Annotated in this window: 12 protein-coding genes; 9 read left to right on the forward strand and 3 right to left on the reverse strand. The window is 57.1% G+C overall.

The genetic code is table 11. The annotated features are described in order from the left end of the window. The first annotated feature begins 60 nt into the window (after positions 1–60). The 9 genes from gshB to ACH3PB_RS17430 all read left to right on the forward strand — a co-directional run bounded on the left by gshB (position 61) and on the right by ACH3PB_RS17430 (position 9,181). Complete coding sequence (gene gshB / locus ACH3PB_RS17390) at positions 61–1,020, forward strand: glutathione synthase (RefSeq protein WP_416396708.1); 960 nt, start codon at positions 61–63, stop codon at positions 1,018–1,020. A 48-nt stretch (positions 1,021–1,068) separates the two neighbouring features. Further along, entirely contained in the window at positions 1,069–1,944 is an 876-nt protein-coding gene (locus ACH3PB_RS17395) for an energy transducer TonB (RefSeq protein ID WP_416396709.1), read from the forward strand. Then, on the forward strand, positions 1,941–2,351 hold the full coding sequence (gene ruvX / locus ACH3PB_RS17400; RefSeq protein ID WP_416396710.1) for a Holliday junction resolvase RuvX: 411 nt from the start codon (positions 1,941–1,943) through the stop codon (positions 2,349–2,351). The genes ACH3PB_RS17395 and ruvX overlap by 4 nt, the downstream gene beginning before the upstream one ends. Before the next feature lie 32 nt (positions 2,352–2,383). Further along, positions 2,384–3,007, forward strand: coding sequence for a bifunctional pyr operon transcriptional regulator/uracil phosphoribosyltransferase PyrR (gene pyrR / locus ACH3PB_RS17405; RefSeq protein ID WP_416396711.1), 624 nt, complete (start codon positions 2,384–2,386; stop codon positions 3,005–3,007). Positions 3,008–3,021: 14 nt separating this feature from the next. Next, positions 3,022–4,029, forward strand: coding sequence for an aspartate carbamoyltransferase catalytic subunit (locus tag ACH3PB_RS17410; RefSeq protein WP_416396712.1), 1,008 nt, complete (start codon positions 3,022–3,024; stop codon positions 4,027–4,029). Then, the gene (locus ACH3PB_RS17415) at positions 4,022–5,371 is read left to right on the forward strand and encodes a dihydroorotase (protein ID WP_416396713.1); all 1,350 of its coding nucleotides are present in this window, start codon (positions 4,022–4,024) and stop codon (positions 5,369–5,371) included. The genes ACH3PB_RS17410 and ACH3PB_RS17415 overlap by 8 nt, the downstream gene beginning before the upstream one ends. Positions 5,372–5,454: 83 nt before the next feature. Then, on the forward strand, positions 5,455–5,841 hold the full coding sequence (locus ACH3PB_RS17420) for a ComEA family DNA-binding protein (protein WP_416396714.1): 387 nt from the start codon (positions 5,455–5,457) through the stop codon (positions 5,839–5,841). 145 nt (positions 5,842–5,986) lie between these two features. After that, entirely contained in the window at positions 5,987–7,027 is a 1,041-nt protein-coding gene (locus ACH3PB_RS17425; protein WP_416396715.1) for a hypothetical protein, read from the forward strand. 24 nt (positions 7,028–7,051) lie between these two features. Then, positions 7,052–9,181: a TRAP transporter large permease subunit gene (locus tag ACH3PB_RS17430; RefSeq protein ID WP_416396716.1), complete on the forward strand. Its 2,130-nt coding sequence runs from the start codon at positions 7,052–7,054 to the stop codon at positions 9,179–9,181. A gap of 128 nt (positions 9,182–9,309) precedes the next feature. On the opposite strand, the gene ACH3PB_RS17435 is transcribed toward ACH3PB_RS17430, so the two are convergent. From ACH3PB_RS17435 to ACH3PB_RS17445, 3 genes are all read right to left on the reverse strand, one after another. Then, positions 9,310–10,863, reverse strand: coding sequence for a phosphoenolpyruvate carboxykinase (locus tag ACH3PB_RS17435; RefSeq protein WP_416396717.1), 1,554 nt, complete (start codon positions 10,861–10,863; stop codon positions 9,310–9,312). A gap of 164 nt (positions 10,864–11,027) precedes the next feature. After that, positions 11,028–11,894 (reverse strand): Hsp33 family molecular chaperone HslO, encoded by an 867-nt coding sequence (locus ACH3PB_RS17440; RefSeq protein WP_416396718.1) that lies wholly within the window; start codon positions 11,892–11,894, stop codon positions 11,028–11,030. Beyond that, positions 11,891–12,322, reverse strand: coding sequence for an RNA-binding S4 domain-containing protein (locus tag ACH3PB_RS17445; protein WP_416396719.1), 432 nt, complete (start codon positions 12,320–12,322; stop codon positions 11,891–11,893). The genes ACH3PB_RS17440 and ACH3PB_RS17445 overlap by 4 nt, the downstream gene beginning before the upstream one ends. Between the last annotated feature and the right edge of the window lie 14 nt (positions 12,323–12,336).

Consider the following 12,336-nt stretch of genomic DNA (forward strand, 5'->3'; position numbering starts at 1 on the left):
TCTTCGAGCCTGTGCCTGAAAGCATAGTACAAAACCTGATAAGGCGTGGTGGCAATAGAAATGACAATTCGTCTAGGTGTTCTCATGGATCCCATCGAAGGGATCAAACCGGCCAAGGACACAACCCTGGCAATGATGCTCGCCGCTCAGAAACGCGGTCTGCAGATTCACTATATTCGTCAGCAGGATCTTTCCGTGGATTCGGGTCGGCCGCTGGTGCGTAGCCGACCCGTTACTGTGCATGATGACAACAGGCACTGGTTCGACCTTGGCGAATTCACAACGAATGAGGCCTCTGATTTTGACCTGATCCTCAATCGTATCGACCCCCCTGTGGACGCGGGCTACCTTACAGCAAGTCATTTGCTGAGTCTTGCAGAGCAGCAAGGTGTTCTTGTATCGAATCGGCAACAAAGTGTGCGTGATTGTAATGAGAAGCTGTTTGCTGTCGAGTTCCCGGATCTGTGCCCACCTACGCTCGTGTCCAGCTCGGCTGAGCAGATCAGGGCATTTCATGCCGAGCATCACGACGTTATCATCAAGCCGCTTGATGGCATGGGTGGGCGCTCGATCTTCCGGGTCCGCAAGGATGGTGAAAACATCGGCGTTATACTTGAACTCATGACTTCACATGGGCAGACCGCCGTGATGGCGCAGCGCTACCTTCCCGAGATCATCGATGGTGACAAGCGGATCCTGTTGATCAATGGTGAGCCTGTTTCGCATGGACTCGCCAGGATTCCGGTCAAGGGCGAGCACCGCGGCAATCTGGCGGCGGGCGGGTCCGGGGAAGTCAGGCCACTGACGCCGCATGATCTCGAAATCTGTCGTCGGGTTGGGCCAACGCTGAAGGAAAAGCAACTACACTTCGTGGGTATCGATGTCATCGGTAAGTCCTTGACCGAAATCAATGTGACGAGTCCGACCTGTGTTCGTGAAATCGACCGCGCAACCGGCTCGGATATCGCGGGTGACTATATTGAGTATCTGCTGGGATGCCTTCAGGGCGCCGGCAGCTAGAGCGGCCTGATGCCCGTGCATGACAGGTCCTGAGGAGCAGATAAGGCTTTGCGAAACGGAAATGTAAAACCGGCGGACAGACTCAGCTTCTGTCTGTTCATCGTCGTGATCCTGCACGCGGCGGTCGTGCTGCTGGTCTCCTTCGATATGCAGCCGCGCCGGCCTATCCCGAAGACGGTGGAAGTTACGCTGGCTCAGTTCGACGACAGCGCCACGCCACCAGAGGAGGCGGACTTCCTTGCCCAGGCCAACCAACAGGGCAGCGGCACGCTTGAAGAAAAACGCGAGCTGACCACCACCACGCCACCGGAAGTGCGGGCAGAAGAATTGCGGGAAGTCGATGTCGCCGCCCAGCCCCCAGCCGAGGAGCAGCAGCAGGCCGTCGAGACGACCCAGCTCGTCACCAGCACCAGGTCAGATACACCTGCGCCGCCTGAACCGGAAGAGCTGGAGCAGAAGGAGGCTGAGCCGGAGCCGCGTCTGAATACCAGCAAACTGCTTCAGCGCAGCCGCGAAATAGCCAGCCTCGAAGCCAAGCTAGCCGAGCAGCAAAATGCCTATGCGAAGCGCCCACGCGTCACACGAATCACATCGGCCTCGACTCGTCAGACGGCCAGTGCCTTTTACATGGACGCATGGCGTCGGAAGCTCGAGCGCCTTGGCAACCTGAATTATCCTGCCGAAGCCCGTCGGCGTAACCTGGAAGGCCGTGTGCGGGTGCTGACCTCGATTCAGGCTGACGGCGAATTACTGGCCGTTGAAATACTCGAGTCATCGGGACATCAGGTGCTCGACGATACTGTGCTACGCATCGTGAAGATGGCTTCACCCTTTGCGCCATTCAGCGAGGCCATGCGGAAGGAAACCGATATTCTCGAAATCATCCGAACCTTCGATTTCCGTGAAGAGGTAAGCTCGAGTTGAATCCTGTTCGGGTGATCGGTTTCGACTTCGGTACGCGACATATCGGCGTGGCGAGTGGTCAGAGTGTGACCGGTCGGGCACAGGCGCTGCCGGAACTATCGGCCCGCGATGGCATACCCGATTGGAATGTCGTGAGCAGACTCATGGGCGAATGGCAGCCAGATGTAGTCGTGGTCGGCGATCCGCTGAACATGGATGGCAGTGTGAGTGAAATGTCACTGCGTGCGCGCAAGTTCGCCCGCAGAGTTCAGCACCGGTTCAATATTCCTGTCCATATGGTGGACGAGCGTCTCTCCAGTTTTGAGGTGAGGCAGTCTGTCGGTGCGGGTCATGACGAACGGGTCGATTCAGGCGTGGCGGCACTGTTGATTGAAAACTGGCTGGCAGCGCAGGTCACTAGCCATTAATATGGCAGCCACTTCCATCAGAAGCGGTCGCCATGAGTCAAAGTATCCCTGAGCCGGCATATATCGAGCCGTCATCTATCGAGCCGGACAATGTTGCCAACTATGATGTTGCAGATGGTGTCGCCCGGCTGGATACCGCGTTGCGCCAGCTGCTGGCTGAACGAAGTATTGCACTGGCCGACACTCTGCTCGTAGGTATCCGCACTGGCGGCCTGTGGGTGGCCGAGGCGCTGGCCAATCATGCTGGGCTCAGTAGCGAGCTGGCAGACGCCCACACCGGCGCGTTGAACATAGCTTTCTATCGTGACGATTTTACCCGCATAGGCCTGCATCCCAAGGTCACGCCGTCATCATTGCCATTTTCGATCGATGATCGTCACATTCTGCTTGTGGACGATGTCATTCGCAGTGGCAGGACCATCCGCGCAGCGATGAACGAGCTCTTTGATTTCGGCAGACCGGCCAGTATTACGCTGGTATGCTTGTGCGACGCGGGTCAGCGAGAGCTGCCAGTGCAGCCGGATCTCGCCGCGATGCGGGTTCGGCTGCCAGATAGCCGCCGGGTGAAGCTGCGAAAAGATCCTGATCTGAGGCTCGAAATCGTCGGCCCTCACGTCGACAGTGCGCCGCAGTCCGAACCGTCCAGAAACCAATAATCAGGAGACCGCCCTTGTTTGCAGAAGCCGAAGCTGCCCGATACGAGCGCCTGCAGCTGAACGAAGCTGGCGAACTCAAGCATCTGCTGACACTGGATGGCTTGAGCGGTGAGCTCATCAGCCAGGTGCTGGACACGGCCGAAAGTTTCATCGAAGTCGGCTCACGATCAATTAAGAAAGTGCCGCTGCTTCGGGGCAAGACAGTGGCAACGCTCTTCTTCGAGCCCAGCACCCGCACCCGGACGACCTTCGAACTGGCGGCAAAGCGGCTGTCTGCCGATGTCCTCAATATCAACATCAGCAGCTCGGCGACCAGCAAGGGCGAGTCACTCAGCGACATGCTCCGCAACCTGGAAGCCATGGCCGTTGACATGTTCGTGGTACGGCACGCCAGTAGTGGCGCCGCCCACTTCATTGCCCGTGAAGTCACTCCGGAGGTGGCCATCGTCAATGCTGGTGACGGCCAGCATGCGCACCCGACTCAGGCGCTACTCGACATGTTGACAATACGGCAGTACAAGCCGGACTTTCCGTCGCTATCGGTGGCGATCATTGGCGACATACTGCATTCGCGAGTGGCCCGATCCGAGATTGCCGCACTCAGGGCACTGGGCGTGAAAGATATTCGGGTTGTCGGGCCGGACACCCTGCTGCCCATGGCCGTCGAATCATTCGGAGTCAGGCGCTGTAACCGGATGTCCGAAGGCCTCGATGGCGCGGATGTCATCATCACCCTCCGTTTGCAGAAAGAGCGGATGTCAGGCTCGCTGCTGCCGAGCGAGCACGAGTTCTATTCGTTGTATGGTCTGACCACAGACAAGCTGGCCACGGCCAAGGCTGATGCCATCATCATGCATCCCGGCCCGATCAATCGCGGCGTCGAAATCGAATCGGCCGTGGCCGACTCGGAACGCTCCGTGATTCTTGAACAGGTGACCAACGGCATTGCTGTACGTATGGCTGTGCTTTCGATGGTCATGAGCGGGCAGATCAATGCAAGGAGAGTAGCTTCCGGTGAGTAAGGCGATATTCAGAAAGCGCGGCAGCGACGCCGTGGTGCGATCGGGTTCGGATGGCATAAAGGCCGCTAGCGTCGAACAGGGCCTGCAGTTGCCGCGAGTTCGCGTCTGGCACAACGATCATCTGGCCGAAGCGGCGCCGCTTCACGTGCCGGAATTGCTCGAATCCCCCGCCCACGGACTTACCGAAGACAGCCAGCGTGAATACTGGTTGCTGCCTGGGCTTATCGATCTGAGTGTGGCCTTGCGTGAACCAGGGCTGGAGCACCAGGGTACGATAGAGAGCGAGAGCCGTGCAGCGTTGGCGGGTGGTTTCACGATGGTCTGTTGTCCACCCGATACCGACCCCGTCAATGACAGCCCGGCGGTAACACGGCTTATTCTCGAGCAGGCGGGCCTGGCAGGTCTCATCAAGGTTCTGCCGATCGCGGCCATGACCGCCGGACTTCATGGCGATGTGCTCGCCGATATGTGCGCGCTCAAACACGCTGGTTGTGTTGCTGTTACAAACCTGCGTGCGCCTGTGAAAAACAACCTGGTGCTACGACGCTGCTTCGAATATGCGCGCTCGCAGAATATCTGTGTATTCGCGGTGCCTGAGGATGCAGCGCTGGGCGCCTATGGGGTCGCAAGCGAGAGCGATCTCAGCAGCAAGATCGGTTTGCCCGGCGTGCCTGAGGTGGCGGAGACTCTGGCCGTCGCGAGCCTGTTGATACTGGCAGAGGATACCGGCGTTCGACTGCACCTGAGCCAGATTTCATGCGCGCGATCGGTCGTGTTGATTGCTGCAGCAAAAAGACGGGGACTGCCTGTAACTGCTGATGTGGCGCTTGCCAATCTTCTGCTGAACGATCGGTGCGTGGCCAGTTTCAACCCCGCTTTCAGGGTCCAGCCGCCCTTGCGCACCGAAGCAGACCGGCTTGCGCTGCTGAAAGGCCTTGAAGATGGCGTGATTGATGCCATCACCACGCATCACCAGCCGGTGGACGAGGCCTCAAAGCTTGCGCCTTTTGCGGAAGCTCAGCCTGGAATGTCACTGCTCGAGATAGCGGTTCCATTGCTTCTGGGGCTCAGTGCTGCTGGCGAACTTCGGCCTGAAACGTGGATTGCGGCGCTTAGCAGCGGACCTCGTCGCGTGATCGGAGATGCCCTTAATGCGGCTGGAGATACACCAGTCGTTCCACCAGACCTTGTATTGGTGGATACTGCCGCGGAATGGACGCCAGAGGCTGGTCAATTGCACTCGAAAGGCAAGAATTGCCCGTGGCTCGGTACGAAGCTGTCCGGCCGGGTGGCCGCCACTATCGTGGATGGCCGTCTCCTCTATCAGCTGGATGGCGCCTGAACTACCTGTCCTTTCGCGACCTGCGTCTATCTTATTTCAACAACCTGTCAACGTGAACATCACTAACTTTCGGAGAAACAATCGTGGGATTTTTCAGCTTCATACTTCTGGCGATCATTACCTGGCTGCTTTGGAACATCTGCAGAAATACAACCGATGCGCTCGACAAGCAAACGGCGCTGCAGTACGAAATCGTTGCCATAGAAAAGCGCCTCGACGATCTGTCCACACTGCTTCAGGCGGCCCAGCCTGAGCGCGCCATCCCTTCGAACGCGGCGACCAGTCATGACGCAGTGGTCAATCTCAATACATCCTCTATAGAGGAGCTGCGATCGCTGCCTAAGGTCGGTAAGGCCACAGCACAGAAGATTCTCGAGATGCGCCCTTACGCCTCTACCTCGGAACTCACAAGAGTGCCGGGCATTACCGGTGAACTTCTTGCTGAACTTGGGGGGCGTATCACAGTCTGAGTGCTTTTGTGCTCCTGATCTCAGCCTAGGGTAATCGTTTGCTGCATACTGTGCGGCGGCTTCGTCCGCAAGGCGCCGTCACAACACCTAAAACAATAAGAATCGCCATAAAAAAACATAAGCAACGACCTTAGGGGGATCTACCGTGGGTACTTCACGATACCTGTGCTCAGCAGTACGTATTGGCGTGCTCGCCATACTGGCTGTCTCAACGATTGGCTGCGGCGTTGTCCGTAACGCCATGTATAAAACCACTGGCGATGTTATGGTGAATTTCGCCGAAGAGCATCAGGTTCCGTTTATCCTCGGCACTGACGACGTCGCCATGAACTGTGCATCATCCGAAGCACTGGCGCCGCTGCTTATGTCTTTTGGGCGTGTGCGTGACGAGCCGAACAAGATGGCTGTCATGGTCTATGGTGCTGCGGGTGTCTGTGCTGAGGGCGCAGCGCTCGATCAGGAACTGCGCTATATCCGGGCGATCAAGAACCAGAACGCCATGGAAGCCGAAGATGCGATGATCACCCAGAAGCGGCTGAACATCCTGGCCGCCAATCGTAGCTATCTGGCTTACCAATATCTGGTGAAAGAGTACGGCGAAACCGGCGGCGAATGTCCGGATCTCGATAACGAGATCGATGAAATCGTCTACATGAATGGCCTGCTCGCCGGCCTGCTGTCACTCAACAACGAGATTGCCTCCACCTCCGGCCTTGGTATCCCGAAAAACATTGCCGCCAAGGTCGGCCGCTCCGCCGGCTGTCTGGACGACGACAAATGGTTTGGTATTCCTTCTGCACTGCAGGCAACGGTCTGGGCGCTATTGCCTGGCGCACAGCCTGAAGGTGAAGACGCCTTCAAGCGGCTCGAAATTGCGGTGAAGAAAGGCGAGCGAGCCGGCGTTCGTATCCCACACGTACTTCAGGCCACTGCGGCCTACGGCAAGGGCAAGGATGAGCTCGTGCGTGAAGTCATCAAGCAGCATGTGAAGTCCAAGCAGCGTCGTGAGTCAAACGAGCAGTACCTGTTCCTTGACCAACTTTCCACGACCATGCTGACGGCGTTATCTGACAAGCTGTGGACCCAGGCTACTGGTCACCGAACCCCCATTGGCGGGCTCGGCACCTTCTGGGACGAAAAAGCGGAGCCTGCTGGCGAAACCATCGACCTCGATGACATTCTTTAGGTCTAGCAACGGATCGCAATCATAATGAATGAGTCAAGCAGTACCATGGGTGCTACCCCTACGCAAATCGCGCGTCGCAGTCCCACTGAGTGGTTCTCTTCGCTACCAGCCTGTCTGATGCTGCTACTGGTCGTGATTTTCACGACCAGTAGTGACATTCACAACCAGATCCTGCGAATAGGGCAGAACACCTGGGATGGCTATTACGAGCTCCGTTCCGACCCGGTAGCGCCTAGCTGTGACGTCAACCGCGACATCGATGCCGAAGTCGATCGTTTGATTGCTGAGCGTGCGATGGAGGATGAGGACGACCTGGGGCTTTTCGAAGCTGACCCGGTCGACCCTGAGACCATCCGTGCTTCAGTGGTGAACTCGGTAGAGAATTGCCAGTTCAAGCATGAGCGCTACGAAGCGACGAAAGACCGCATCACGCCTGCAGTGCGAGCCTTCCGTTCGGTCGAGTTGTTCATCGGCGATCTCATTGCGTTTGGTCTGACTTCGCAGCGCTTTATCCTGGCCTTCCTGGTCGTGATCTGTGCGGCTACAGCGACCTTCCGTCGTCACCACATTTCGATGCGGCCGATGGAAACACGGCTGGATCATCGGGTCTCCTCGACACTTCAGTTTGCGGCCAACTGTATGCTATTGCTGTCGGCCTGGTCTTTCCGCGACCTCGTGCACGGTAATAATGCTAACGTGGCAACGGCCAAGGAAATCATCCACCTGACGTGGATCATCGGCTTTGCTGTACTGGTGGTTATCAGTGGCTTACAGATCTTCCGCATCCCTGATAATGCTGAACCAGGTGGCAATTTCGGACATGCCATGCTGTCGGTGCCGCTGTACACAACCATGTGTCTGATCTCGGGCACCTATTTTCTGTTGGGTGGGCACGCCGCTGGTGTCGGCATCTATCTCGACAAGATGATGGACCTGTCCGACATGTTCCTCAACGTGGGGCTTTATGTCTGGATAGGCATGATGCTCAAGGAAACCAAGCTGGCTGCGCTGGTGTTCAATGTCTTCCATCCGTGGAAAATGCCGCCTGAACTGCTGGCTGTCGTTGCCATAGGTGTCGCAGCGATACCGACCGCCTACACGGGTGCATCGGGTATTTTCGTCATCGCGGCCGGTTCCGTCATCTACCTGGAACTGCGGAAAGCCGGTGCCAGACGGCAGCTCGCCCTGGCGGCGACTGCAATGTCGGGCAGTCTTGGTGTGGTGTTGAGGCCGTGTCTGCTGGTCGTCATCATTGCCTACCTCAATCGGGAGGTGACGACGGATCAGTTATTCGGTGAAGGCGTCAAGGTGTTCTTCCTGACACTCGTGCTGTTTGCACTGGCTTCGCTGACCCTGAACCGTCAGAGCAAGCTCACCGTCGCGTCGCCAAGAGAGGCGATACCGGCGATGATGCGCAATCTGAAGCCGATCATTCCCTACGCGCTGCTCGTCGTGGGCACGGTCTACTTCTATTCACTGGTCCTGGATGTTCAGCTGGATGAGTTTTCTGCGCCACGAATTCTGCCGGTCATGATGCTCGCCATACTGGTGTATGAGCACTTCACCGTGGCGAGACGAGAGCGACGGGAAATGGCTGCCGCACATCCCGCGGGATTGTCGTCCTACGATGAAAAGAACAAGCCCGGCTTCGAGCGTTCGCTACGTTGGGCAACCAATGAGACTACCGTGCATATCGGGGCCCTGCTGTTCCTGATGGGTCTGTCGGTCAGCATCGGTGGCGTCATCGAACGCTCGCACTTGATGGATATGTTCCCGACTGACTTCGCCAGTCCATGGACGGTCATGTTGCTGCTCGTCGGAATCCTGGTCATTATCGGTATGGTCATGGATCCCTACGGTGCGGTTATCCTGGTTAGCGTCACGATTTCCAATGTCGCCTACAAGAATGGTATCGACCCGATCCACTTCTGGATGGTGACACTGGTGGCTTTCGAGCTTGGCTATCTGAGCCCGCCTGTGGCCTTGAACCATCTATTGACGCGACAGGTGGTCGGAGAGGCTGAGGTGAAGCTGGCCTTGCTTGAAGGCAATACCTTCTATCAACGGCATGAGCGGATACTAATGCCTTTGATCGTCATGGGAACTGCACTGATCATTGTGGCCTTTGGGCCCCTGGTCTTTGACTACTACTAGTGTGACTACGACGGCTTGCTGGCAATAGCGCTGGCAAGCTGATCGCTTTCGTTCAGGCCCTGCGGGTTTTGAGCAGACCAAAAAAAAAGCCGATCATTTGATCGGCTTTGTCTTATCTGACTATCGAGTTAGCTAACCTTGGGGCCGGCTGCCTTGATGGCGTCGGACACATCGAACTTCTCGAAGTTGTCGTTAAACTGCTTGATCAGCTCTGCTGCCTTGGCATCGTACGCCGCTGGATCCTTCCAGGTCTGCCTTGGATTCAGGAGCTGGCTATCGACACCTGGCAGGGTGGTCGGTACCCGCAGGTTGAGGTCCGGCAGCAACTCGGTCTCGTCCGGATTGATCGTATCGTTCTGAATCGCTGTGATGACTGCACGGGTCACAGGAATGCTGAAGCGACTCCCTACACCATGCGGGCCGCCAGTCCAGCCGGTGTTAACCAGATAGACCTTGCTGCCAAATTCTTCTATCCGCTTCATCAGCAGTTCAGCATAGACGCCGGCAGGACGTGGAAAGAAGGGCGCGCCAAAACAGGTGGAGAAGGTCGACTTGAGCTTTGAGCTCGAGCCCATTTCCGTGGAGCCAACCAGAGCGGTATAGCCGCTGAGGAAGTGATACGCAGCTGCTTCCTTGGATAATAGAGAAACTGGTGGCAGTACACCGGTCATGTCACAGGTGAGGAACACGATGGCCTGTGGCTCTCCGGCCTTGTTCTCGAGTACACGTTTTTCGACGTGCTCGAGCGGATAAGCGCAGCGGGTGTTCTCAGTCAGGCTCACATCGTTGTAGTCGGGCTTGCGAGTATGCTCATCGATCACCACGTTCTCGATGATGGCGCCGAAGCGGATGGCATCCCAGATAATGGGCTCGTTCTTCTGGCTCAGATCGATGGTCTTGGCATAGCAGCCGCCTTCGATGTTGAATACGACGCCACGGCCCCAGCCATGCTCATCATCGCCAATCAGGTAACGGTCGGGGTCGGCAGACAGGGTCGTCTTGCCGGTGCCGGACAGGCCGAAGAAGAGGCAAGTTTCACCGTCGTCACCGACGTTGGCGCTGCAGTGCATCGGCAGAACGTCTTTCTCTGGCAGCAGGAAGTTCTGTACCGAGAACATCGCCTTCTTCATTTCGCCAGCGTAGCGCATACCAGCCAGCAGCACCTTGCGGCGCGCGAAGTTTATGATTACCGCGCCATCGCTGTTGGTGCCATCGCGTTCTGGCTCGCAGGTGAAGTTAGGCACGTTGAGCACCTGCCACTCCTGCTTGTCCGCGGAGTTGTAGCGCTCGGGAATGATGAACATCGTGCGGCCGAACAAATTATGCCAGGCAGTCTCGGTAGTCACCTTGATTGGCAGGTAGTGTTCACTATCAGCGCCAACGTGCAGGGTGGAGATGAACTGATCCTTGTCGGACAGGTAGGATTCCACACGGTCCCACAGGGCATCGAACTGGTCCTGCTTGAACGGACGGTTGATGGCGCCCCAGTCGATTGAGTCGCTGGTGCTGGCTTCCTCAACAATAAAGCGATCTTTGGGTGAACGACCGGTACGATGACCAGTATCCACAACGAGTGCACCATTGTCGGCAAGGCGGCCTTCGTTGCGACGGATCGCCTGCTCGACCAGTTCGGCCGTGCTCAGGTTGGTATAGGTAGTCACATTTGAACTGTTCGTGCTCACTGCTGGTTAACCCTCAAAAGACTGAAACGACAGCAAAATCGGCCATCCATGTATTGTTGGAATGGATATCCTGATCCGGAGCTGATCTTGCCACCTGCATTCTGGCGCGCATTATGCCAAAAAGCAGGTCAAAAGACGATACGGGTGCCTCAGTTCCGGCCTGTTCAGCCGGCAGGGGCGAGGCTGCTTGAGGGCAGATGGTAGGCTTTGCCGCAGAACTGGCAGGTGAGATCAATGACTTCCTGTTCTTTTCGCATGCTTTCTCTCTCATCCACTGGAAGCGAATGCAGCGCGTCCAGAAAGCGTTGTTCGCTGCAGCTGCAGGAAAATCTTACCTTGTCAGAGGACAGTAGCTGGATATCATCTTCATGAAACAGTCTGTAGAGGATGTCTACGACGGGAAGATCGAAGACTTCTTCGACCTTCAGCGTATTGGCCAGGTGACCGATCCTCTCCCACTCCAGCGCCTGACGGGCGCGGTCGTCCGTTGGGAGGCACTGGATCAGTAAACCGCCAGTTCGCATCCTCCCGGGCGTCTGCGCCGAGTCGGAAGCCTTGTGCTGGAATAGCCAGAGATGCGTCGGGAGCTGCTCCGAGCGTTCGAAATAGTCTTCCACACAGGCCGCTAGCGTCGGGTGCGACAGTGCAACGATGCCCTGATAGCGCTGACCCTTTTCCGGGCTCAGTGTGATGGCCAGGGTAGCCTTGTCGGCGAAGGCCTCATTGATGCGCGAACTCGCCGGCGTTTCACTGAATCTGGCGATGCCGCGAATCTCGTGACGGTGATTCGCCTCAGCCATCAGCATGCTCACGGGGCCGGTACTTCGGGCCTGTAGGCTGGTGGAGCCTTCGATCTTCAGTGTGGCACTGAGGAGTACCGTGGTGCAGAGACTCTGCGCGAGCAACTCGTACACCGTATCGGGATACTCTGCGAAAGCGGTAGCATCAGCGAGGGACTGGTCCAGCAGTACAAGGTGCCCACGGATATCGAGCTCTGGAAACATGAATTTGTGCAGGTAGTCAGCGTTCATTGCTGGTTCTCATCGTTAACGTTTCTGAAGCGGTGGATCTGTCGGCGATCCCGCTTGGTCGGGCGCCGTGCTGGCGGCATGGCGGCCGTTTTCAACTGTCGTCTGACCTCAGCTTCCTGTCCCCGTGCAGCAAGGCTCTCCGGCGTCTCTTCATACAGCAGTGCCGCATCGGGTGCAGAGCCACGGCGGCCACTTACGGCCGTTATAACCACCGTTCGCTGCGAAAAGCCGGCACGGAAGCGAATTTCGGCGCCAACTGCCACGGTCTTGCCCGGTTTGCAGCGCTGATCGTTATAAAAGACCTTGCCGCCTTCTATAGCTGCTCGTGCGAGGCTGCGTGTCTTGTAGAAGCGCGCCGCCCAGAGATACTTGTCCAGCCGAACTGCTTCAGAGTCTGCTGCGCTGTCTTCGTCTCGCTGCTGTTTCAATGATCCGTGTCCTT

The sequence above is a fragment of the Allohahella sp. A8 genome (assembly GCF_047946665.1).
Classification (GTDB): Bacteria; Pseudomonadota; Gammaproteobacteria; order Pseudomonadales; family Oleiphilaceae; genus Allohahella.

Bases quoted from the DNA above. Each gene is read 5' to 3' on its own strand.
- gshB (WP_416396708.1), top strand. From the start codon at position 61: ATGACAATTCGTCTAGGTGTTCTCATGGATCCCATCGAAGGGATCAAA.
- pyrR (WP_416396711.1), top strand. From the start codon at position 2,384: ATGAGTCAAAGTATCCCTGAGCCGGCATATATCGAGCCGTCATCTATC.
- ACH3PB_RS17430 (WP_416396716.1), top strand. From the start codon at position 7,052: ATGAATGAGTCAAGCAGTACCATGGGTGCTACCCCTACGCAAATCGCG.
- ACH3PB_RS17440 (WP_416396718.1), bottom strand. From the start codon at position 11,894: ATGAACGCTGACTACCTGCACAAATTCATGTTTCCAGAGCTCGATATC.